Genomic DNA, 22842 nt, shown 5'->3' with positions numbered 1-22842 from the left:
GCCGAAGTGCTTGCCGGTGCACCGCCGATGCGACAAGGTGATCTCCGTGGGAGAGCGGAGGTCGTTGGTCGTCGCGTCGCAATGCGATTCGCTGAACCTTCTTTCCTTCCTCCCCGATGTCGGACGCGAGGTCTCGGCGGCGTTGCGGGATCCCGGGATCGGCGGCTGTGTCCCCGCGCTCGCGGACGGCCGCGGCCTGCTCGTCGACCCGACGATGGTCGAACTCGACGACGCACTGGTCGAGGCGTTCGAACGCGCGTCGGAGGACGAGGCGACGCTTTTCCTGTCGCTCGTCGGGCACGGCGAATACGCCGACGACGACTTCTACTTCCTCACCAAGGAAACCAGCCTGCCGGTGGACAGCCGGAAGTCGTTCCTGTTCGCCCAGCGGATCAAGGAACTACTCGGCCGCTACTCCACGCTCGACGGCCTGGTCATCCTGCTCGACACGTGTCACGCGGGCATCGGCGCGCTCCAGGCGGGCAGGCGATGGCTGCGGATCGTCGGCGAAGCGGGCAGGCGGTTCGACCTGCTCACCGCGTCCGACGATCGCGTGGCGGCCAACGGCTGCTTCAGCCGCTCGCTGGTCACCGTGCTGCGCTCGGGGCACACGAGTTTCGGCGAGCACGTCCGCTGCGCGGATCTCAAGCGGGTCATCACCGGCCTGTGCCCGGCGCAGACCGCCGTCCACCTCGGCTTCGACGGCACCCGCGAGGTGATCGGCGCCGATCAGGGACTGTGGCTCGCGCTCAACTCCTCCCCCGCGTGGCGCCGTTCGCCGCTGGCGGGCAATCCCGCGGCTCCCGACATCGAACGGCTGACCGCGGACTACCGGCAGAATCCGAAACTCGGGGAGACCGTCGGGCATCTGCTCACCGGCGCCCGCCTGGTCACGATCACCGGGGAGGCCGGTGCCGGGAAGTCGGCCACGCTGGCCGCGCTCGCCCGGCCGTCCGTGGCCGGATCCTATGTGCCGCCGGACTTCCTGCACGCCGTGCTGTTCGCCGCCCGCAGGCAGACCGCGGAACAGATCGCGAGGGAACTGGCCCGCCAGCTCCAGCACACCGTCCCGTGGTTCGCCGAGTCCCGTGAGATGTTCCTGAGCACCCTCGACGACAACACACGGAGCGGCGCAAGCGCTTTCGATCTGGCGATCCTCGGTCCCCTGAAGACGATCACTCCACAGTGGACCGACAGCCCGGTGCGGATCGCGGTGGACGGCCTGGACGATCTCGACCCCGACGTCGCCTCGCGTCTGGCCGGCCTCCTGCGGAGACTGTCCACCGATCCGGAGTTGCCGTGGGTCAAGACGGTGGTGGCGACGCGGACCCCGGAGGACCTTCCGGCCGCGACCGTGGTGCGCCTGACCCCCTTACCTGTCCCGCATCCGGTGATCCGGCCGTCGGACCGGCCCGAACCGAGACCGGCGCGCGAGGTCCCGGCCCAGCGGGTAAGCGACTCGCCGACTTCGCCGAGACTTACCCCCGCGACACTGATCGTCGATGTCCCCGGTAAGGCCCCTGTCCACCACGAACTCTCCTACGGATTCACGACACTCGGCCGCAGCCGCCGCGCCACCCTGCACCTCGGCGATTCGCGTGTTTCACGGATGCACTGCGAAATCCGCTGGGACGGCATGACCGCGTGGCTGACCGACCTCGATTCCGCCAACGGCACTTTCGTCAACAAACGGCGGGTCCTGAACGCCGAGCTGGCGCACCGCGACGTGGTCCGGCTCGGCGACTCGACGGTCACCTTCATCAGCGTCGGCCAGGAGGAGCAGTGGCCGGAGGCCGATGAGGACACCGGCTCGCTGCCCTCACCCCGGCCCGAGCGGGCGGTCCTGCTGGACCTGCTGTGCCTCGCGGCCGACCGCGGCCCGATCCCGATCTCGGTCCTGACCAAGGCGAGCGCCGCGAGCGGCGGCCCGGGCAGGGCGGTGCACGTTCGCGACGTCCTCGCCGGTCTCGGCACCGAGGTCCGCCGCACGCAGGCCGGTCTGCCGGCCGAGACCGTCCTGTGGACTGGTCCCCCGCCCGACGTGACACCCCGTCTGCATGCCCGGCTGGCGGGCGCGACCGCGGACGTGGAACCGGCCGCGAGGGACGAGGAGCCGACGGTGGAACAGGCGTATGCGGCCACCAACGAAGCCGAGTTCCTGTGGCTCGCGGGTCTGCACGAGGACGCGCTCGCCTCGCTGGAGCGCCGGGCGTCCGGGATCCCGGTGGAGAACCGGGAAAACTGGGCGGCGTGGGCTCGTCGGGCGGAACGGGAACTCGGGGAGACGCACCGGATCACCTTGCGGTGCAAGGCACGGCACGCGACCTGGACGGGCAAGGCGGGTGACCTGGCCGGGGCGCTCGCGCGGTTCGAGGTGCTGCTGCCGGTCGCCGTCGAAGCAGGTCAGATCACCGAAGCGCTCTCGGAGTGGGAATTGCTCCTCGACGACTCGGTCGAGGTCCGGGGCGAACGGCATCCGGAAACGGAGAAGCTCCGGGAACAGCTCGCTCACTGGCGCCCACGAGAGCCTTGAGCCTCGCGTTTAGTCCTCTGGTTGCGATGATTGCGTGTGCATCTATCGCAACTAGAGGACTAAATGCGAGGGGTGGGTCAGGCTTCGTCTTCTTCCAGCATGTCCGGGGTCACGGCGGATTCGGTGTCCGGGATGCCCTGTTCCTTCGCCTTCTTGTCGGCCATCGCAAGCAAGCGGCGTATGCGGCCGGCGACGGCGTCCTTGGTCATCTGCGGGTCGGACAGCTGGCCCAGCTCTTCGAGCGAAGCCTGCCGGTTCGACAGCCGCAGTTTGCCCGCGGCGAGCAGGTGATCAGGGGCGGACTCGCCGAGGATGTCCAGCGCCCGCTCGACCCTGGCCGCCGCCGCGACGGCCGCGCGGGCCGAGCGCCGGAGGTTCGCGTCGTCGAAGTTCGCGAGCCGGTTCGCGGTGGCGCGCACTTCGCGGCGCATCCGCCGCTCTTCCCACGCGAGCACGCTCGTGTGGGCGCCGAGGCGGGTCAGCAGGGCACCGATGGCGTCACCGTCGCGCACGACGACGCGGTCCGCGCCGCGGACCTCGCGCGACTTGGCCTGGATGCCCATCCGCCGGGCGGCGCCGACGAGCGCCAGCGCGGCCTCGGGGCCGGGGCAGGTGACTTCGAGTGACGACGAGCGGCCGGGTTCGGTGAGCGAACCGTGCGCCAGGAAGGCGCCACGCCAGGCGGCCTCCGCGTCGGCGACGCCACCGGACACGACGGCGGCGGGCAGTCCGCGCACCGGACGGCCGCGCTGGTCGATCAGGCCGGTTTGCCGGGCGAGGCCCTCACCGTCCTTGACCACCCGGACGACGTACCGCGTGCCCTTGCGCAACCCGCTGGAAGAGATGACGTGGACGTCGGACTGGTGTCCGTACAGTTCGTGGATCTCCTTGCGCAGCCGCCTCGCCACCGATCCGGTGTCGAGTTCGGCCTCCACCACGACGCGGCCGGCCACGATGTGCAGCCCGCCCGCGAATCGCAGCATCGACGCGACCTCCGCGCGGCGCGGGCCGATCTTGGTGATCTCAAGCCGGCTCAGCTCGTCCTTCACGGCGGCGGTCATCGCCATCGCTGCCCCTCCATACCTTCAGCTCCTCCCCCGGTGAGACCGAGAGCGTCCCGCATACAGCCCGCGAGCGCATCAGGATCATGCCGCCCCGTCACGACCGGGTCAGCCACCGCCCCCAGCAACGCCCGCGCGCCGAGTTTCCCGGCCGCGTCCCGCAACCGGGCTGGTGAGGGCACCGAGTCCCGGTCCGCGATGACCGCGTCCACCCGCAATCGCGGGGCGTGTTCGAACAGTACGTCCAAATGCTTCTCCGGAGAGAATCCCGCCGTCTCCCCCGGTTGGGGGATCAGATTGAGGATGACCACCTTCGTGGCGTCCGTCCGGAGCAGCGCGTCGTGCAGATCCGGCACCAGCAGATGCGGCAGCACACTGGTGAACCACGACCCCGGGCCGAGGAAGACCACGTCCGCGCCGAGCACGGCTTCGATCGCCTCCGGGCAGCCGCGCGGCGGCCGGTCGGCCTGTCCTGCCGGGTGCAGGCTGATCCGGTGCACCTGACCGGGCGTGGTCGCCACCGCCACCTGACCGCGGATCCTCCGGATCGCCTCCGGGTTCTCGACGTCGAGACCCGAAACCTCACCTTGGATTTCCAGCGGTTCGGGTGACATCGGCAGGACGCGGCCGGAGATGCCCATCAGCCTGCTCGCCTCGTCGAGCGCCGCGACCGGATCTCCGAGCACCTCGAACAAGCCGGCCAGCAACAGGTTCCCGACGGCGTGCCCGGCGAGCGCGCCGTCACCGCCGAAGCGATGCTGGAACACCTCCGCCCACAGGGTTCCGCCGTCTTCGGCGGCGAACGCGGCGAAGGCCTGTCTCAGGTCGCCCGGCGGCAGCAGCCCCAGTTCCCGGCGCAGCCTGCCCGACGAGCCCCCGTCGTCCGCGACGGTGACCACGGCGGTGACCTGCGAGGTCACCCGGCGCAACGCGGTGAGGGTGGCGTGCAGGCCGTGCCCGCCACCCAGTGCGACCGCTCGCGGTTCACTCGCGGCCAAGGTCGCGGTGCACCACCTTCACGGCCATACCGTCCTCATTGGACAGACGCTGGGCGAGTTCCTCGGAAATGGCGACACTGCGGTGCTTTCCGCCGGTGCAGCCGACGGCCAGCGTCAGGTAGCGCTTGCCCTCGCGCTTGTAGCCCGCGCCGATCAGGCGCAGCAGCTGGTGGTAGCGGTCGAGGAACTCGTCCGCGCCTTCCTGGCTGAGCACGTAGTTGCGGACTTCGCCTTCGAGACCGGTGTGGTCGCGCAGTTCCGGGATCCAGAACGGGTTCGGCAGGAACCGGACGTCCATCACCAGGTCCGCGTCCATCGGCAGGCCGTACTTGTAGCCGAAGGACAGCACGGTGACGCGAGTCTGCGTGCTGGCCTCGGAACCGAAGGCGTCCTCGATCTTGGCGCGCAGGTCGTGCACCGAAAGCGACGACGTGTCGAGCACGAGGTCGGCCTCTTCGCGCAGCGGCTCCAGCAGCGTGCGCTCGGCGGTGATGCCGTCGGCGAGCCTGCCGTCACCCTGCATCGGGTGCCCGCGGCGGACGGCCTCGAACCGGCGCACCAGCACCGCGTCGGTGGCCTGCAGGAACAACACGCGCGGCTTGTACCCGCGGGCGTCGAGGTCCTTGATGACCGACGCCAGGTCGTCGGTGAACGCGCGCGAGCGCACGTCCATCACCACGGCGACCTTGGTGATCGCGCCCCGCGCCTGCGCGCCGAGCTCGACCATGGTGGCGATCAGCTCGGGCGGCAGGTTGTCCACCACGAACCAGCCCAGGTCCTCCAGGCATTTCGCGGCGGTACTGCGGCCCGCCCCGGACAGCCCTGAGACGACCGCGACCTCCATTCCGGAACCGCGGCCTTCTTCTTGCGCACTCACGATGGTCCTTTCCCCGATCACGTACTACCAGACTCCCCCGCCGTCTGCGCCGCTGCTCCCGATGCGTCCTCAGCGGGAAAACGTGCTTCGGACGGCCCTGCCAGCGCCGCGACGACCGCTTCGGCGGTGCGCCTGCCGAAGCCGGGCACCGCCTCGATCTCCTCGAGTCTTGCTTCGCGGAGTTTCTTCACCGAGCCGAAATGCTTGATCAGCGCGGTACGACGAGCTTGCCCCAGTCCCGGCACACCGTCCAATGCGGACACCTGCATCCGCTTGGACCGCTTCTCCCGGTGGTAACGGATGGCGAAACGGTGTGCCTCGTCGCGCAACCGCTGAAGCAGATACAGCGCGTCCGAGGTGCGCGGCAGGATCACCGGATCGGGATCGCCCGGCAGCCACACTTCTTCCAGCCGCTTCGCGAGGCCGACGACGGCGACATCGGTGACGCCCAATTCGGAGAGGACGTCCGCAGCCGCGGTGGCCTGCGGGCCCGCGCCGTCGACGACGAGCAGGTTCGGCGCGTAGGCGAACTTGCGCGGCTTACCGGTCTCCGGGTCGATGCCCGGACGATCCGGGTCGACCGCTTCGGCGTTTTCCTTCAGATAACGGGAAAAACGGCGTCGGACGACCTCGGCGATCGACGCGACGTCGCCTTCCTCCGCGGCCTCGCGCAGGGCGAAGCGACGGTACTCGGACTTGCGCGGGATGCCGTCCTCGAACACCACGAGCGACGCGACCACGTCACTGCCTTGGATATGGCTGATGTCGACGCATTCGATACGCAGCGGCGCGGTTTCCAGCGCCAGGTAGTCCTGCAGTTCCGCGAGCGCGGCCGACCGCGCGGTGAGGTCACCGGCGCGGCGCAGTTTGTGCTGGGTGAAGGCCTCGCCGGCGTTGCGCGTCACCGTCTCCGCGAGCGCGCGTTTGTCGCCGCGTTGCGGCACCCGCAGGCTCACCCGCGAACCGCGCAGCCCGGAAAGCCACTCGCCGAGCGCTTCCGCGTCGGCGGGCAGTTCGGGGACGAGCACCTCGCGCGGCACCGGCGATCCGAGTTCGGGGTCGTCCGCGCGTTCGGCCTCTTCGCCGTAGAACTGTGTGAGGAAGTGGTCGACGAGGTCCTTGACGTCCATTTCCTCGGCCTTGTCGATCACCCAGCCGCGCTGGCCGCGCACCCGGCCGCCGCGCACGTGGAAGACCTGGACCGCGGCCTCGAGTTCGTCGTGGGCGAAGGCGACGACGTCGGCGTCCGTGCCGTCGCCGAGCACCACCGCCTGCTTCTCCATCGCCCGGCGGAGCGCGCCGAGATCGTCGCGCAGCCGGGCGGCGCGCTCGAACTCGAGCTCTTCGGACGCGGCCGCCATTTCCTGTTCCAGGCGGCGGATCAGCGCGTCGGTGCGGCCGGCGAGGAAGTCGCAGAAGTCCTCGACGATGCCGCGGTGCTCGTCGGCGGAGACCTTGCCGACGCAGGGCGCGGAGCATTTGCCGATGTAGCCGAGCAGACAGGGCCTGCCGATCTGGCCGTGCCGTTTGAAGACCCCGGCCGAGCAGGTGCGCGCCGGGAAGACACGGAGCAGCAGGTCGAGCGTTTCGCGGATGGCCCAGGCGTGCGCGTACGGCCCGAAGTACCGCACGCCCTTCTTGCGCGCGCCGCGATAGACGTGCAGGCGCGGGTACTCCTCGTTCATCGTGACGGCGAGCATCGGATAGCTCTTGTCGTCGCGATAACGGACGTTGAACCGCGGGTCGAACTCCTTGATCCAGTTGTACTCGAGCTGGAGTGCCTCGACCTCGGTGCCGACCACGGTCCACTCGACGCTCGCCGCCGTCGTCACCATCTGGCGCGTGCGCGGGTGCAAGCCCGTGATGTCGGCGAAGTAGGAGTTCAGCCTGCTGCGGAGGCTTTTCGCCTTGCCGACGTAGATGACCCTCTTCGTGGCGTCACGAAATTTGTACACGCCAGGGGCGTCCGGGATGCTCCCCGGCGAGGGACGGTAGGTGGTCGGGTCAGCCACGTCGTCAAGCCTATGGGGCAGCACCGACAGTCTTACGGGCCCCCGCCCTTTAGACCGGCTCCGGTCAACCCTTCGAGTGGCCGTTCCCACGATCCGGTAAGTCTTTCGCCACCCATACCGACCTAAGTCGGGTATTCGGCCGGTCCAGACGTTCGTTGGTTCCTAGCGGGTGAACAGGGTGATTACTTTCCGTCCCAGTTCCACTTCACTCGGTTCTTCGTCAGATGACGCTCGAAAGGACTCCTGCACCGTGAGCCGTCTTCGTACGCTGGGCGCCGCCACCCTCGCCGCCGCAGCCCTCACCATGACCGCGGGCGCGGTCGCCTCCGCGGGCACCCCCACCGGTGTCCAGCCCAACATCGTGGGCGGTGGCACCGCCCCCACCGTGAGCTGGGGCGCCCAGGTCTACGTCAACACCCCGGGCCGTCAGTGGGACGGGTTCAACTGCTCCGGCAGTGTCATCGCCCAGCGCTGGGTGCTGACCGCCAAGCACTGCCTCGACTCCGACGGCAGCGGCATGCGCGTCCGCGTCGGCAGCAACGCCCTGCAGGGCGGCCGCGTGATCGCCGTCGACCGCAAGGTGTCCTCGCCCGCGGGTTCCGACATCTCGCTGCTGCACCTGGCCTCGGACGCCGGTGTCACGCCGATCACCCTGGCCAGCTCGAACCCGTCGGTCGGCAGCACGAACCAGCTCTACGGCTGGGGCCGTGAGACCCCGACCGGCCCGCCCGCCTCGGCGCTGAAGGTGGCCAACGTCCGCGTCAGCGGCAGCTCGTCCGACGCCTACGGCGGCCCGGCCATCCAGAGCGTCGGCATCAACGGTTCGGCGTGGAAGGGCGACTCGGGCGGCCCCCAGGTCTCCAACGGCGTCCAGGTCGGCGTCGCTTCGACCGTGCAGAACCAGAGCGGCTCGAACACCCGCGGCACCAACAACTACGGCAGCGTCGCTTCGGCCCGCTCCTGGATCCGTACGACCGCCGGGGTCTGACCTCACACCCCGGTGGGGCCCCTCCGAGACGCGACCCGTCTCGGAGGGGCCCTTTCGCGTGGACGTGTCGGTGGCGTGTGGGACGCTCGCGGGCATGCGGATCGCGACCTGGAACGTGAACTCGATCGGGCCCCGGCTGCCGAGGGTGCTGGAGTGGCTCGGCTCGGTACAACCGGACGTCCTGTGCCTGCAGGAACTCAAGAGCGGCACGGACGCCTTCCCGTTCGACGCAGTGCGGGAGGCGGGCTACGAGACGGCCGCGTACGGCATCGGACGCTGGAACGGCGTCGCCATCGTGTCCCGCGTCGGGCTTGAGGACGTCACACGCGGGCTGACCGGCGAGCCCACCTTCGAGGACAAGACCGACGCGCGCGCCATCGGCGCCACCTGCGGCGGCGTGCGGCTGTGGTCGGTGTACGTGCCCAACGGGCGTGACCTCGAAAACCCGCACTACAACTACAAACTCGCCTGGCTCTCGGCGCTGGAGGCGACGGTGCGCGAGGAGCAGTCGCGCGGGCTGCCGTTCGCGGTGCTCGGCGACTTCAACATCGCGCCTGCTGACGAGGACGTCTGGGACATCTCGGTGTTCGCCGAATCGACGCACGTGACCGAACCGGAGCGGAAGGCGCTCGCGGCCCTGCGGGACCTCGGGCTGTCCGACGTGTTCCCGCGGCCGTTGAAGTACGACCACCCGTTCACGTACTGGGACTACCGGGCCGGGAACTTCCCGAACAACAAGGGAATGCGGATCGACCTCGTTTACGCCGACAGCCGGATCGCGGGCGGGGTGACGGATTCCTATGTGGACCGTGACGCGCGGAAGGGGAAAGGTCCCTCGGATCACGCGCCGGTCGTGGTGGATTTCGAGCTTTGAGCGGGTCGGTGCGGGGTGCCGTCCGGTCCCGGATGTCATGAAAGGGGCTTTCAGGACGAAAAACGTCCTGAAAGCCCCTTTCATGACACTTGAGTGAGCTGTGAGGCGTCAGCCGTTCCAAGCCGCCTTGTGCAGCCGCCGCAGCGCCCGCACCGCGGCCACCGCGCGGTCCCGGTCCACCGCCTGCACGGCCATGACCGAGTAGTACTCGTCGTCCGGAAGTTCCAGCCGCGCCCACGAAGCGCCATCGGGGAAGCTCACCGAAAGCACTTCGCTCCACGCGAACTTCTTGGTCATCAGCACGTTCCGGACCTCGATGCCGTCGGCGTCGGCCTTCACCCGCGCGGTCGCGAACAGCATCGTGCCCAGCGCGAGCAGGACGCCGATGCCGATCATCGCCGCCTGGTCGGACGGCTGGAAGATCACGCCGGTGTCCGAGCCGCGCAGCAGGACCGCGACGACCACGAACGTCGCCAGCAGGATCACCGCCAGCACCGAGCACATCACCATGGCGCGACGGGGCCGCACCACCACGACCTCGGACTCTGTCATCACATCCGCCTCGACGCTCACACGAAGCCCCGCTCGGTCCACGGCTGGCGCAGGTTCCGCAAGGCGTGCGCGGCGTCCAGTGCGGCGACGGTCGCTTCGTAGCCCTTGTCCTCGACGGAGCCGGGCAGACCGGACCGGTCGAGGGCCTGCTGTTCGGTGTCGCAGGTGAGCACGCCGTTGCCGACCGGGGTGCTCTCGTCGAGCGCCACCCTGGTCAGGCCCGCGGTGACCGCGTCGCAGACGTACTCGAAGTGCGGCGTCCCGCCCCGGACGACCACGCCCAGCGCGACGACCGCGTCGTGGGTGCGGGCCAGTGCCTGCGCGGCGACGGGAAGTTCGACGGCGCCCGCGACGCGGACGACGGTCGGCTCTTCCTCCAGGTCGGCCGCCTTGGCCGCCTCGAGGGCGCGGTCCAGCAGGGCACTCGTGATTTTCGTGTGCCAGCGCGTGGCCACGATCCCGAGCCGGATGTTCTTACAGTCGGACAGGTCGAGTTCGACGTCCGGACGGCCTTCGCCGCTCACCGCGTGCCACCTCCGTTGCCCTGGTCGACCTCGGCGCCGACCTGGTCATAGTGCTCCAGCTGGGACAGGTCGTGCCCCATCCGGTCCCGCTTGGTCTTGAGGTAGCGCAGGTTCTCCGGGTTCGGCGAGATCGGCAGCGACACCCGGCCGCTGACCCGCAGGCCGTAACCCTCGAGCCCGACGCGCTTGGCCGGGTTGTTCGTCAGCAGCCGCATCGAGCGGACGCCGAGGTCGCACAGGATCTGCGCGCCGGTGCCGTAGTCACGCGCGTCGGCGGGGACGCCGAGCTGCAGGTTCGCGTCGACGGTGTCGGCGCCGGCGTCCTGCAGCTGGTAGGCCTGCAGTTTGTGCAGCAGCCCGATGCCGCGGCCCTCGTGACCGCGGATGTAGAGCACGACGCCGCGGCCTTCCTTGGCGACGGCCTCCAAAGCCGCTTCCAGCTGCGGGCCGCAGTCGCAGCGCAACGAGCCGAAGACGTCGCCGGTGAGGCATTCGGAGTGCACGCGGACCAGGATGTCCTCGCCGTCGGCGATCTCGCCGTAGACGAACGCGATGTGCTCGATTCCGTCGAGAAGGCTGTCGTAACCGACCGCGCGGAACGTGCCCGCCGCCAGCGGGATCCGCGCCTCGGCGACCCGCTCGACCTGCTTCTCGGTCCGCCGCCGGTACGCGATCAGGTCGGCGATGGTGATCATCTTGAGGTCGTGGTCCGCGGCGAAGACCTCGAGTTCGTCGCGGCGGGCCATGTCGCCCTCGTCCTTCTGCGACACGATCTCGCAGAGCACGCCGGACGGCGAAAGCCCGGCGAGGCGGGCCAGGTCGACGGAGGCTTCGGTGTGCCCGGGCCGCCGCAGGACGCCGCCCTGCTTGGCCCGCAGCGGGACCACGTGACCGGGACGCCGGAAGTCCGACGCCGTGGACGCCGGGTCGGCGAGCAGGCGGACGGTGTGCGAGCGGTCGGCCGCGGAGATGCCGGTGGTGATGCCCTCGGCGGCGTCGACCGTGACGCTGTACGCGGTACCGCGCTGGTCCTGGTTCGTGTGGTACATCGGCGGCAGGTCGAGCCTGTCCGCCTCGGCCTCGGTCAGCGCCACGCAGACGTACCCCGAGGTGTAGCGCACCATGAAGGCCATCAGTTCCGGCGTGGCCTTCTCCGCGGCGAAGATCAGGTCGCCTTCGTTCTCGCGGTCCTCGTCGTCCACCACGACGACCGGACGGCCCGCCTTGATGTCGGCGATCGCCGCCTCGATGGCATCGGCGTTCACGGCCACCCCGCCTCCACAGGGGGTCAGATCAGCCGACCCCGGAATCGCACTCGTCTCGGTCACGCCCGCTCCTCCGTACCGCCATTGTCCCCCTGCGTGCGCAGGTGCGGCATGGCCAGCTTTTCGACGTACTTGGCGACCACGTCGACCTCGAGATTCACCAGGTCGCCCGGCTGATTCCGGCCGAGGGTGGTCAGTTCGAGCGTGGTCGGGATCAGGGCGACGGAGAACTCCTCGTCGGTCACCGCGGCGACCGTGAGGGAGATGCCGTCGACCGCGATCGATCCCTTCTCGACCACGTACCTGGCCAGTCTGCCCGGCAGGGCGAACGAGGTGAGTCCCTGCTCGTCCCGCTTGAGGAAGACGCCGGTGCCGTCCACATGGCCCTGCATGATGTGCCCGCCGAGCCTGCCGCCCGCCGGCGTCGCGCGTTCCAGGTTGACGACGTCGCCGACGTTCACCTTCGCGAGGCTGGAGCGCTGCAGGGTCTCGTGCACGACATCGACGGTAAACTCACCGCCCGCCACCGCGACCACGGTGAGGCACACGCCACTCACCGCGATGGAGTCGCCGTGACCGGCGTCGCTGGTCACCAGCGGCCCCCGTACGGTCAGCCGCGCGGCGTTCGGGACCTGCTCGACTGCGGTGACCTCGCCGAGCTCCTCGACAATGCCGGTGAACACTCCTGCTGCCCTCCTCCTGCGTCGCACCGTCGCTGAAAACGGTGCTCCCCCCATCCAACACCCACGCGGGCCGATTCCTTCTCCTGACCCGATGGCGGATCAAGAGGCGGGATCAGCCGCGGACGCGGGCCGCCTGCTCGCGCAGCGCCGCGACAGCCTTACCAGGGTCTTCGGCGCCGTAGACGGCGGAACCGGCGACGAAGCAGTCCACACCGGCCTCGGCGGCCTGCTCGATCGTGTCGGCGTTGATCCCGCCGTCGATCTCGACGATGAGCTTGAGGTGACCGGTGTCGACCAGGCTCCGCGCGGTGCGCACCTTGTCGAGGACGCCCTCGATGAACGACTGCCCGCCGAAGCCGGGCTCGACCGACATCACCAGCAGCGTGTCGTAGTGCTTGAGGGTGTCGAGGTGGTCTTCGATGGGGGTGTTCGGCTTGATCGACAGACCGGCCTTCGCCCCGGCGGCGCGGAGGTTCTTCGCCAGCGCGATCGGGTCGTGCGCGGCCTCGACGTGCACGGTGACGTTGTAGGCGCCCGCCTCGGCGTACCCGATGGCCCACTTGTCGGGGTTCTCGATCATCAGGTGGCAGTCGATCGGGACGTCGGTGGCCTTGATCAGCGACTGCACGACGGGCAGGCCGAGGGTCAGGTTCGGGACGAAATGCGCGTCCATGACGTCGACGTGGACCCAGTCCGCGCGGGTGTCCCCCTCCCCCGCGACGGCGCGGATCTCGTCGCCGAGCCGGGCGAAGTCCGCGGAGAGGATGCTGGGTGCGATCAAAGGTCGGTGAGCCACGCGCCCGAGTGTAGGAGGACGCCGCTAACGCCCGCTAACCGGCTGTGACCGCCGTCCCGGTCTTGAGGATGACGTGAAATGGCCCCGCAGTGGGAGGTGCGCGCACGCGGCGCCGAATAGCGTTCCCGTCATGGTCAACCCCTTGAAACCCCTGGTGCGGATCGGCAGCTATCGGAGCGTGCCGTTCGGGCTCCTCGGCATGGCGATCACGGCGATCCCGTTCCCGATCGCGATCATCCCCGCCGTCCTCCTCCCTGGCGACACGACGGCGAAGATGGTCTTCGGCATGCTCGCGATGGGCCTGCTGGTCGGGCTCGCCGGGCTGCCGGGACCGATGCGGCGGGTCGGCATCTGGTTCTCCAACCAGATGCTGGGCACCCGGATCGCCTCACCCCTGCCGAACACGAAGGTCGCCTGGGCGGAGCGCTGGCGCTCGGCGGGCTGGCTGCTCGTGCACACCGTGCTCGGCTGGGTGCTGTTCGGTCTCGGCTGCTTCCTGTTCCTGGGTGTCGTCCTGGCCCTGGTGTGGGCGGGAGGCGGCGGCAGTCCCATCGCGATCTTCGGCGAGCAGGTGACGATCGAGCCCGGCGTCGCAGGCGCGTGGACCCTGCCGATCGGGTTCTTCACGCTCGTGGTGATCGCGTACGTCCTCGCCGGTTTCACCAAGCTCTTCCAGTACAGCGCGGTCGCCCTGCTGGGGCCGTCGGCCGCCGAACGCGTCGCCGCGGCCGAGGTCCGGGCGAACCACTTCGAGCAGCGCAACCGGCTGGCCCGCGAGCTGCACGACTCCATCGGCCACACGCTGACGACGTCGACCATCCAGGCCGCCGCGGCCGCCGAACTGGTCGATTCCGAACCGCAACTGGTGCGCAAGGCCTTGGGCACCATCGAGGAGTCGTCACGGGCGGCGCTCGAAGACCTCGACCACGTGCTCGGTCTGCTGCGGGACGACCGGTCGTCCCGCGAGCCCGAACGACGGCTCATCGAGGCCGCGACGCTGGCCGAGCGGGCGCGATCCGGCGGAGCGGTGATCGACTACGAGCTGACCGGCCCCGCCGCCGAACTGCCCGCGACGCTTTCGCGGGAGGCGTACCGGATCGTCCAAGAAGGACTGACGAACGCGTTGCGCCACGCGCATCCCGGCCCGGTGACCGTGCGGGTCGCGGTCCTCGCCGACGCGCTGCGGATCGAGATCGTGAACCCGCTCATGGAGATGGCCGCCGCGTCGGATCGTGGTGGCAACGGTTTGCCGGGCCTGACCGAACGCGTCGAGGCGCTGCGTGGTGAGCTCATCGCGGGGCCCGCCATCGACGGGGAACCGCTGTGGCGGCTGGTGACCACCATCCCGCTACGGTCGCACTCATGACACTGCGGGTCCTGATCGTCGACGACGAACCGTTGCTGCGCGCCGGATTGCGCTCGCTGCTGGACAATCAGCCCGATCTGACCGTGGTCGGCGAAGCGGGCGACGGCGGCGAGGTGGTCGACCTGGTGCGGCGGACGCATCCGGAGGTGATCCTGATGGACGTCCGCATGCCCGGCGTCGACGGGATCGAGGCGACCCGGCGGGTGCTGGCCGAAGTACCCGAACCGCCGAAGGTCCTCGTGATCACGACGTTCGACAACGACGACTACATCTACGACGCGCTGCTGGCGGGCGCGAGCGGGTTCCTGCTGAAGCGGGCGCGCAAGGAGGAGTTCGCGCACGCCATCCGGACCATCGCCGCCGGGGAGACACTGCTGTTCCCCGACGCGATCCGGCGGCTGGTCACCGCCCGCCCGGCGGCGTCGGGCCTCGCGCCCCGTCCGTCTTCGCTGACGAAACGGGAGACCGAGGTGCTGCGCCTCATCGCCACCGGGATGTCCAATGTGGACATAGCGGCCGATCTGGTCATCAGTCTCGAAACCGTCAAAACCCACGTGGGCAACATCTTCGGCAAACTGGGCGCGGCCAACCGCAGCCAGGCGGTGGTTTTCGCTTACGAGACAGGCGTCGTCGCACCGGGTCACAGCCTGCGCTAGCGGACGGCCGCTGTTCTTCCCGTGTTCACCCGGAAATCCCCGGCCGCACACATGCGCGGTGACTAATGGGACTGCCCTGATCCTCAGTAATCCCAAGGAGATTTTCGATGGCTTCGCTGTTCACAGGACGGCGCAAATGGCTCGCCGGCGGGGCGCTGGGCGTCACGCTGATCGCGCTGGCGCCCGCCGCGCTCGCCGCCGGCGACGACGCCCGCCTCGCGGCCGCACAGGGCGACCGCACCCAGGACGTGCGCGCCGCGATCAAGGGCGGCAGCGCCCGCAACGTCATCCTGTTCATCGGCGACGGCATGGGCCAGTCCGAGATCACCTCGGCGCGCAACTACGAACGCGGCGCGGCCGGGCGGCTCGCGATGGACGAACTGCCGCTCACCGGTGACTACACGACGTACGCGGTCGAGAAGAACAACCCCTCGAAGCCCGACTACGTGACCGACTCGGCCGCCTCCGGCACCGGGTGGGCCACCGGCGTGAAGACCTACAACGGCGCGATTTCCGTGGACCCGTACGGCAACGCCGTTCCGTCGATCCTCGAGATCGCCAAGCGTTCGGGGCTGCGCACCGGCGACGTCACCACGGCCGAGGTCCAGGACGCCACCCCCGCGGTGCTCGGCTCGCACGTGGTCAACCGCGACTGCAAGGGCCCCGACGAGACCAGCAAGAAGTGCGCGGCCAACGCCAAGGAGAACGGCGGCGCCGGGTCCATCGCCGAGCAGCTGGTCCAGACCAAGCCGGACGTGCTGCTCGGTGGCGGCGCGAAGTACTTCGACCAGCAGGTCAAGGCCGGGAAGTTCGCCGGGAAGACCGTGCTGGACCAGGCGAAGTCCTCGGGCTACCAGGTGGTGAACACCGCGGCCGACCTCGCCGCGGCCAAGCCCGGCAAGCCGCTGCTCGGCCTGTTCGCCTCCGGCAACCTGCCGGTCAACTGGACCGGCCCGGCCGCGAAGCAGGGCGGCACCCCGCCGTCCCGCTGCACCCCGAACCCGGCGCTGCCGAAGACGCAGCCGAAGCTGGCCGACCAGACCCGCAAGGCGATCTCGCTGCTCGACGACCGCCGCAAGGACAAGGGTTTCTTCCTCCAGGTCGAGGGCGCGAGCATCGACAAGCAGGACCACGCCGCCGACCCGTGCGGCCAGATCGGTGAGACGATCGACTTCGACCAGGCCGTCGCGGCCGGGCTCGCCTACGCCCGCAGCAACCCCGACACCCTGGTGATCGTCACCGGCGACCACGGCCACACCAGCCAGATCATCGGCAACGGCACGGTCAGCCCCGGTCAGACCGCGACCCTCGTCACCAACGAGGGCGCGAACATGACGATCAACTACGGCACCGGGATGCCGGGCTCGTCGCAGGACCACACCGGCACGCAGATCCGCGTCGCGGGCTACGGACCGCAGGCGGCGAACATCGTCGGCCTGACCAACCAGACCGACCTCTTCGGCACCTTGAAGCGCGCTCTGCGCCTCCGCTGACGAGGTGGGGCAGGCCCCCGTTGAGGGGTGGGGGCCTGCCCCATGGCCGCCCGATCGCGGCCTCCCTAACTTTGCATCATGCGGAAAACCTTGCCAGGTAAGAAGATCGTCGCCATCGGCTCGCTGATCGCGCTGCTGGCCACCACCACCGCCGCACCGGCGCTCGCCGTGACCAAGCCGCACGACGAAGTCGACAAGGCGCTGAAGACGCTGGTGCAGGACGGGGTCCCCGGCGCGCAGGCGACCGTGACGAGCGCGTCCGGGCGGACGTGGTCGGAGCGCGAAGGCGTCGGAAACGTCGAAACCCGGGCACCGTTCCCCCGTGGAGCGAAGTTCCGGGCGGCCAGTGTCACCAAGACGTTCGTCGCCGTCGTGGTGCTGCAGCTGGTGGCCGAAGGAAAGGTCCGGCTGGACACCCCGATCGACCGGTATCTGCCCGGTCTCGTGCGCGGGAACGGCAACGACGGCACCAAGATCACCGTCCGGCAGCTGCTCCAGCACACCAGCGGGCTCTACAACTACGTGCGCGACCTCGACATCGACGAATGGCGTCATCGCGGCGCCGAACCCGAAGAGCTGGTGGCGATCGGCCTCGCGCATCCGCCGGACTTCCAGCCGGGCGCGAAGTGGTCCTACTCCAACACGAACTACGTCATCGCCGGGATGCTCATCGAGAAGCTCACCGGCCGCTCCGTCTCCACCGAGATCCGGAGCCGGATCGCCGGACCGCTCGGCCTACGTGACACCTACCTGCCGCTGCGGGGTGACGAGCGCCTGCCGCTGCCGCACGCCAGGGGATACGCGCCGGGTCTTGTCGACTTCACCGAACTGGACCCGTCCGCGGCCGGGGCCTCCGGTGGGCTCGTCTCGACCGGCGAGGACCTGAACCGCTTCTACGGCGCGGTCGCCGACGGCCGTCTCCTTCCCCGGGCGCAGCAGGCGGAGATGCGGCGGACCGTGCCCGCGAACCTGGGCATCCCCGGCGCCGCGTACGGGCTCGGGATCGCGTCGGTCCCGCTGTCCTGTGGCGGTACTTTCTGGGGCCACGGCGGGAATCTCCGCGGCTTCGCGAACATCTCGGGGGCGGTTCCGCACGGGAAGCGGGTGAACGTCGTCGCCAACACGGACCCGCTGCCGGACGGGGCGTCGGCGCATCTCGCGGCCGCCGTCGACACGGGGTTTTGCGCTCGCTAAGGGAGCAGATCCAGGACGGAAGTCCAGGACGCGTCCGGCGTGAGCCTCGCGGTGGCGACACCGGCGGAGGCGAGCGTGTCGAGATGGCGTCGCCACGCCGGATGGTGCACCCGGGTCTCCTGGATCTGATACCCCAGGACGATCGTGATCCCCGGCGTGCCGAGGACGTCGCCGAGCAGCGTCAGCGCCTGGTTGTCGGCGATGCCGAGCGCAAGTTTCGCCACGGAGTTCGCGGACGCGGGCGCGAACAGGAACACCGAGGGATCCGGATGCGGCCGGGGTTCGCCCGGCAGCCGGGAGGTGCTGCGGACCGGCAGATCGGTGACCTTCTCCAGGTCACCGATCCCGCCGGTCTTCTCCAGCCAGCGGGCGGCGGTGGGGGTCAGCGTGATCGCGAGCTCCCAGCCGCGGTCCGCGGCCGGTTCCGCGAGCTGCGCGGCGAACCGGGTGTCCAGTCCGCCGCACGAGCTCGCGACCAGGCCGAGGACCCTGGTCACCCGGCGGTTTCCGGCTTCCGCAGGACGGCGCAGAACATCGCGTCGGTGCCGTGGCGGTGCGGCCACAGCTGGACGTACGGGCCGTTGCCGAGCTGCGGGACATCCGGGAAGAACGGCCGCGCGTCCACGATCTCGGCGCCGGCGCGGCGCGCGGTCTCCCCCACGACGCCTTCGGTCTCGGCCAGATGCGGCGAGCAGACGACGTAGGTGACGATGCCGCCGGGGCGGACCAGGTCCAGCGCCGCGGTGATCAGCTGGCCCTGCAGTTTCGTCAGGTCCGAGATGTCGCTGGGCTGGCGGCGCCAGCGCGCCTCCGGGCGACGGCGCAGCGAGCCGAGCCCGCTGCACGGCGCGTCGACCAGCACGCGGTCGTAGCCCGGTTCGAGGTCGGTCTCGCGGCCGTCGGCGACGTGGATGGTCACCGGAAGCCCCTGGACGGCGTTCTCGATCAGCTTCGCGCGGTGCGGCGCCTTCTCGACGGCGTCCACGGTCGCGCCGCTGATCGACGCGAGCGCGCCCAGCAGCGCGGCCTTGCCGCCCGGCCCGGCGCACAGGTCCAGCCAGCGCTCGTCGGAACCGGTGAGCGGGACCTTGGTGACGGCGACGGCGCACAGCTGGCTGCCCTCGTCCTGGACCGCGGCCAGCTTTTCCTTGATCGGCTCGACATCGCCGGGGTCACCGGAGCCCGCGGGCATCCGGACGCCGTAGGGCGAGTACGGGGCGACGTCGCCGCCGGTGATGGCGGCCAGCTCGTCGGCGCTGATCTCGCCGGGGCGGGCGACCAGGTGCACGTCGGGGCGCTCGTCGTCGGCCTCCAGGGCCGCCTTCAGCTCGGCTCCCTTGTCCCCCAGCGCTTCCGCGAAGGAACGGGCGACCCAGCGCGGGTGCGCGGTCCGCAGCGCGTAGGCACCGATCGAATCGACGGCCTCGTCCGGGGCCAGCTCGTCGAGCCAGGTCTCTTCGTCCTTTTCGGACACCGAGCGCAGCACGGCGTTGACGAAACCCGCGATCCAGGAACCGACTTCGGCGCGAACGAGGTCCACAGTGGACCCGACGGCGGCGTGCTCGGGAATGCGGGTGCGCAACAGCTGGTACGCGCCGAGTCGCAGGCCGTCCAGCACCACGGCGTCCACCTTGGCCAGCGGGCGGTCGACGAGGCATGCCTCGATGACCGCGTCCAGCATGCCGACCGCGCGGCAGGTCCCGTAGGTCAGTTCGGTGGCCAGCGCCGCGTCCCGGCCGGAGATCCGGCGGTTGCGCAGCAGTTGCGGCAGCACCAAGTTCGCGTACGCGTCGTCTTCACGGACCGCGCGCAGGACGTCGAAGGCGACCTGGCGGGCCGGGTCGATCTGTGGCGGGCGGCTGGGCCCTTCCTTACGCGGGCCCGGACGGCCACGCTCCGGCCTCGACGGCCGGCGTTCCCTACGCTCGTTCACTGCAGGCGCTCTCCTTGTTCGATCCTCGTACCGCGCGCCCAGTCGGTGGCCGCCATCCGCTTCTTCCCCTGCGCTTGCACCTCGCCCAGCCGCACCGGTTTCGACGCCGTGCCGACCAGGACCCGCTTGCGCTCCACGACCATTTCGCCGGGCGGGGGCCCCGGCTCGTCGACGACCGTCACCGGGCCGAGCTTCAGCCGCTCGCCCCGGAACTCCGCCCACGCGCCCGGTTCCGGGCTGACCGCGCGGATCTGCCTGTCCACGGCCGTGCCCGGGTCGGCGAACGAGACGCGCGCGTCCTCGACGGTCACCTTGGGCGCATAGCTCACGCCGTCCCCGGTCTGCTCGACCGCGCGCAGCGTGCCATCGGCGATTCCGTCCATCGTGGACACGAGCAGCTTCGCCCCGGTTTCCGACAGCCTGCCGAGGAGTTCCCCGGCGGTGTCGGTGGCGGCGATCCGCTCGGTGATCACCCCGTAGACAGGGCCCGCGTCGAGTTCCTTGACGATCCGGAACGTCGAGGCGCCGGTGATCTCGTCACCGGCGCGGATCGCGGCCTGGACCGGCGCGGCGCCGCGCCACGCGGGCAGCAGCGAGAAGTGCAGGTTGACCCAGCCGTGCTCCGGGATGTCCAGCGCGGCCTGGGGCAACAGCGCCCCGTACGCGACGACGGGGCACGCGTCGGGGGCGATCTCCGCGAGCCGGGCGAGGAACGCGGGGTCGCTCGCCTTCGGCGGGGTCAGCACCTCGATCCCGTGCTCGTCGGCCAGCGCGCCGATCGGGGACCGGACGACGCGGCGGCCACGGCCCGCCTGGGCGTCCGGGCGGGTCACGACGGCGACGACCTCGTGCCGCTCGGACGCGAGGAGCGCCCGCAGCGACGGGACGGCGGGTTCTGGGGTACCGGCGAAGACGAGGCGCATCAACGCACCTCCACCGGGGGGACGGGTACCTCTGACTGGGCGAACATCGCCGCTCAGTCTAGAAGGGCCTTACTCACCCGGCGCGCTCGCTCTCCCCCTGCCCCACCGCGGATGTCATGAAAGGGGCTTTCAGGACGGATTCTGTCTTGAAAGCCCCTTTCATGACACGGCCTGGACCTGTCACCGAAGGCCGAGTTGAAGGGGCCTTTCCCCACGTCTTAAGCGGCGAAGGGCGCTTTCCCCGCATCGCATGCGGGGAAAGTCCCCTTCAGCCCCGCCCTGTCCGACCTACCCGCGTGGCCAGGGCAGGACGACGGCCGCCGAGCCGCCACCCCGCCGGGTCGGTTCGGCGGCGGCGAGCCACCGCCCGTCCCGCAGCCGTTCGACCCCGGTCGCGGCCCCGATCTCCGCGGGCGCCGTCGAGAAGCCCTGCTGCTTGCCCTTCAGGATCGCGAGCACGTCGGCCTGGTCGAGGAACGACTGCTCGACCTGCGCGGCCGCCGAGTTCCGCTGCGACGCGCGCGGCTCGGCGATCGCGTCGACCAGCTTCAGGCCGCGGTCGATCCGGCCGGTGAGGATCTGCAGCACGGTGGTGATGATCGACGCCCCACCGGGTGAACCGACCGCGAGCAGCGGCTTGCCGTGGTCGAGCACGATGGTCGGCGCCATCGAAGACCGCGGCCGCTTGGCCGGGCCCGGCAGGTTCGGGTCGGGCACGCCCGGCGTCACCGGGGTGAAGGAGAAGTCGGTCAGTTCGTTGTTGAGCAGGAACCCGCGGCCCGGCACGACGATGCCGCTGCCGCCCTCCTGCTCGATGGTCAGCGTGTAGGCGACGACGTTGCCCCACCGGTCGGCGACCGTGAGGTGCGTGGTGTTCTCGCCCTCGTACGGCGTCGGCGCGGAGTTCGTCCCCGCGACACACGGCACCGGCTTGCGCGGGTCGGCCGGCGCGACCGGGCTCGTCCCGGCCTTCGCGGGGTCGATCAGGCAGGCGCGGCTGTCGGCGAACTTCTGGCTGATCAGTTCCTTCGCCGGGACGTCGACGAAGGCCGGGTCGCCGATCCACCGGTTGCGGTCGGCGAAGGCGTAGCGGGTCGACTCGAGGAAGTAGTGCAGGTAGTCGGCCTTCTCCAGCTTGCTCAGCTTCTTGTTCTCGAGGATGTTCAGCGCCTCGCCGACGGTCAGCCCGCCGGACGACGGCGCGGGCATGCCGTAGACGTCGAGGCCCCGGTACTCGGTCTTGGTCGGTTTCCGCTCGACGACGCGGTACTTGGCGAGGTCGGCCGCGGTCAGGTCACCGGGCCGCACGTTCAGCGCCGAGGCCGGGTCGACCGGCGGCTTCCGCACGGTGTTGACGACGTCCGCGCCGATCGGCCCGCGATAGAGCGCGTCGGTGCCCTTCGCGGCGAGTTGCGCGTACGTGCCGGCGAGGTCCGGGTTCTTGAACGTCGTGCCGACCGCGGGCGGCGCTCCGCCAGGCAGGTACAGCGACCGAGTGGACGGGAACGCCGAGAAGCGGGCGGCGTTGTTGGAGATCTGGGTGGTGAAGGTCTGGTCGACGGTGAAACCCTTGCGGGCCAGTTCTTCGGCGGGTTTGACCGCCTTCGCCAGCGACTTCGTCCCCCATTTGCGCAGGGCTTCCTGCCAGGTGGCGGGCGTGCCGGGCACCCCGACGCTCAACCCGCTGGTGACGGCCTCGGCGAACGGGATCGCCTTGCCGTTCTCGACGAAGAGGTTCTCGTTCGCCGACGACGGCGCGGTCTCACGGCCGTCGAGGGTGTGGACCTTGCCGCTGCGCGCGTCGTAGTAGACGAAGAAGCCGCCACCGCCGACACCGGCGGAGAACGGGTCGGTGACCCCCAGCGCGGCGGCGGTCGCGACGGCCGCGTCGACGGCGTTGCCGCCCTCGCGCAGGATCTTCGTGCCGATCGCGGTCGCGTCGACGTCGATACTCGAGACGGCTCCCAGGTAGCCGACGGCGACCGGCGATTTCGGCGGCGTCGGTGGACCCGCCGAGGCGATACCCGGTGCGGCGACACCGACCAGGGCGGCGATCGCGGTGACTGCGGTGATGCGTACCGGAGTGCTTCTGTGCGCGGCCATGGCGCGAGTCT

The 22842-nt window shown here is 70.2% G+C and carries 20 protein-coding genes; 7 read left to right on the top strand and 13 right to left on the bottom strand.

Annotation, left to right across the window (positions count from 1 at the left end; genetic code table 11):
- The first annotated feature begins 46 nt into the window (after window positions 1–46).
- Entirely contained in the window at window positions 47–2533 is a 2487-nt protein-coding gene (locus ACZ5IK_RS13695; protein WP_465487966.1) for an FHA domain-containing protein, read from the top strand.
- 77 nt (window positions 2534–2610) lie between these two features.
- Here ACZ5IK_RS13695 and whiA read toward each other — a convergent pair whose 3' ends face one another.
- Genes whiA through uvrC form a run of 4 tightly spaced genes read right to left on the bottom strand, consistent with a single transcriptional unit; the run spans window position 2611 to window position 7481 of the window.
- Window positions 2611–3600 (bottom strand): DNA-binding protein WhiA, encoded by a 990-nt coding sequence (whiA, locus tag ACZ5IK_RS13690; RefSeq protein ID WP_061980674.1) that lies wholly within the window; start codon window positions 3598–3600, stop codon window positions 2611–2613.
- Window positions 3591–4592, bottom strand: a complete 1002-nt coding sequence (locus ACZ5IK_RS13685; protein ID WP_465487965.1) for a gluconeogenesis factor YvcK family protein — start codon at window positions 4590–4592, stop codon at window positions 3591–3593. Before ACZ5IK_RS13685 ends, whiA begins: the two co-directional genes overlap by 10 nt.
- Window positions 4579–5436: an RNase adapter RapZ gene (gene rapZ / locus ACZ5IK_RS13680; protein ID WP_101606758.1), complete on the bottom strand. Its 858-nt coding sequence runs from the start codon at window positions 5434–5436 to the stop codon at window positions 4579–4581. The genes ACZ5IK_RS13685 and rapZ overlap by 14 nt, the downstream gene beginning before the upstream one ends.
- Before the next feature lie 50 nt (window positions 5437–5486).
- Window positions 5487–7481 (bottom strand): excinuclease ABC subunit UvrC, encoded by a 1995-nt coding sequence (uvrC, locus tag ACZ5IK_RS13675; RefSeq protein ID WP_465487964.1) that lies wholly within the window; start codon window positions 7479–7481, stop codon window positions 5487–5489.
- Window positions 7482–7731: 250 nt separating this feature from the next.
- Between uvrC and ACZ5IK_RS13670 the strand changes: the two genes are divergently transcribed.
- Together ACZ5IK_RS13670 and ACZ5IK_RS13665 are read left to right on the top strand one after the other, a co-directional pair.
- The gene (locus ACZ5IK_RS13670; RefSeq protein ID WP_101606756.1) at window positions 7732–8469 is read left to right on the top strand and encodes a S1 family peptidase; all 738 of its coding nucleotides are present in this window, start codon (window positions 7732–7734) and stop codon (window positions 8467–8469) included.
- A 94-nt stretch (window positions 8470–8563) separates the two neighbouring features.
- Window positions 8564–9343, top strand: a complete 780-nt coding sequence (locus ACZ5IK_RS13665; protein WP_465487963.1) for an exodeoxyribonuclease III — start codon at window positions 8564–8566, stop codon at window positions 9341–9343.
- A gap of 108 nt (window positions 9344–9451) precedes the next feature.
- Here the strand turns inward: ACZ5IK_RS13665 and ACZ5IK_RS13660 are convergent, their stop codons facing one another.
- From ACZ5IK_RS13660 to rpe, 5 genes are all read right to left on the bottom strand, one after another.
- Window positions 9452–9895, bottom strand: a complete 444-nt coding sequence (locus ACZ5IK_RS13660; RefSeq protein WP_101613078.1) for a PH domain-containing protein — start codon at window positions 9893–9895, stop codon at window positions 9452–9454.
- Window positions 9896–9912: 17 nt separating this feature from the next.
- Window positions 9913–10419, bottom strand: a complete 507-nt coding sequence (gene ribH, locus ACZ5IK_RS13655) for a 6,7-dimethyl-8-ribityllumazine synthase (RefSeq protein ID WP_101606755.1) — start codon at window positions 10417–10419, stop codon at window positions 9913–9915.
- Window positions 10416–11690, bottom strand: a complete 1275-nt coding sequence (locus tag ACZ5IK_RS13650; RefSeq protein ID WP_174720533.1) for a bifunctional 3,4-dihydroxy-2-butanone-4-phosphate synthase/GTP cyclohydrolase II — start codon at window positions 11688–11690, stop codon at window positions 10416–10418. Before ACZ5IK_RS13650 ends, ribH begins: the two co-directional genes overlap by 4 nt.
- Window positions 11691–11743: 53 nt before the next feature.
- Window positions 11744–12367 carry a riboflavin synthase gene (locus ACZ5IK_RS13645; RefSeq protein WP_101606753.1) on the bottom strand — a complete coding sequence of 208 codons (624 nt, stop codon included), beginning with the start codon at window positions 12365–12367 and terminating at the stop codon, window positions 11744–11746.
- A gap of 112 nt (window positions 12368–12479) precedes the next feature.
- On the bottom strand, window positions 12480–13148 hold the full coding sequence (rpe, locus tag ACZ5IK_RS13640; protein ID WP_465488026.1) for a ribulose-phosphate 3-epimerase: 669 nt from the start codon (window positions 13146–13148) through the stop codon (window positions 12480–12482).
- A gap of 145 nt (window positions 13149–13293) precedes the next feature.
- Between rpe and ACZ5IK_RS13635 the strand changes: the two genes are divergently transcribed.
- The 4 genes from ACZ5IK_RS13635 to ACZ5IK_RS13620 all read left to right on the top strand — a co-directional run bounded on the left by ACZ5IK_RS13635 (window position 13294) and on the right by ACZ5IK_RS13620 (window position 17872).
- Window positions 13294–14529, top strand: coding sequence for a sensor histidine kinase (locus tag ACZ5IK_RS13635; protein WP_465487962.1), 1236 nt, complete (start codon window positions 13294–13296; stop codon window positions 14527–14529).
- Window positions 14526–15185 (top strand): response regulator transcription factor, encoded by a 660-nt coding sequence (locus ACZ5IK_RS13630; RefSeq protein WP_465487961.1) that lies wholly within the window; start codon window positions 14526–14528, stop codon window positions 15183–15185. Before ACZ5IK_RS13635 ends, ACZ5IK_RS13630 begins: the two co-directional genes overlap by 4 nt.
- Window positions 15186–15292: 107 nt before the next feature.
- Window positions 15293–16678 (top strand): alkaline phosphatase, encoded by a 1386-nt coding sequence (gene phoA, locus ACZ5IK_RS13625; protein ID WP_465487960.1) that lies wholly within the window; start codon window positions 15293–15295, stop codon window positions 16676–16678.
- 78 nt (window positions 16679–16756) lie between these two features.
- Window positions 16757–17872 carry a serine hydrolase domain-containing protein gene (locus tag ACZ5IK_RS13620; protein WP_465487959.1) on the top strand — a complete coding sequence of 372 codons (1116 nt, stop codon included), beginning with the start codon at window positions 16757–16759 and terminating at the stop codon, window positions 17870–17872.
- Here the strand turns inward: ACZ5IK_RS13620 and ACZ5IK_RS13615 are convergent.
- The 4 genes from ACZ5IK_RS13615 to ggt all read right to left on the bottom strand — a co-directional run bounded on the left by ACZ5IK_RS13615 (window position 17869) and on the right by ggt (window position 22831).
- Entirely contained in the window at window positions 17869–18369 is a 501-nt protein-coding gene (locus ACZ5IK_RS13615; protein ID WP_465487958.1) for a flavoprotein, read from the bottom strand. The two genes, ACZ5IK_RS13620 and ACZ5IK_RS13615, sit on opposite strands and share 4 nt — an antisense overlap.
- Window positions 18366–19805 carry an RsmB/NOP family class I SAM-dependent RNA methyltransferase gene (locus tag ACZ5IK_RS13610; protein WP_465487957.1) on the bottom strand — a complete coding sequence of 480 codons (1440 nt, stop codon included), beginning with the start codon at window positions 19803–19805 and terminating at the stop codon, window positions 18366–18368. The genes ACZ5IK_RS13615 and ACZ5IK_RS13610 overlap by 4 nt, the downstream gene beginning before the upstream one ends.
- Window positions 19802–20728, bottom strand: a complete 927-nt coding sequence (gene fmt, locus ACZ5IK_RS13605) for a methionyl-tRNA formyltransferase (RefSeq protein ID WP_465487956.1) — start codon at window positions 20726–20728, stop codon at window positions 19802–19804. Before fmt ends, ACZ5IK_RS13610 begins: the two co-directional genes overlap by 4 nt.
- A gap of 288 nt (window positions 20729–21016) precedes the next feature.
- Window positions 21017–22831: a gamma-glutamyltransferase gene (ggt, locus tag ACZ5IK_RS13600; protein ID WP_465487955.1), complete on the bottom strand. Its 1815-nt coding sequence runs from the start codon at window positions 22829–22831 to the stop codon at window positions 21017–21019.
- Window positions 22832–22842 lie beyond the last annotated feature (11 nt).

Source organism: Amycolatopsis sp. NPDC031561, assembly GCF_055580625.1.
The sequence above is the reverse complement of the archived record's forward strand: the minus strand, read 5'-3'. Positions and strand labels throughout refer to the sequence as shown.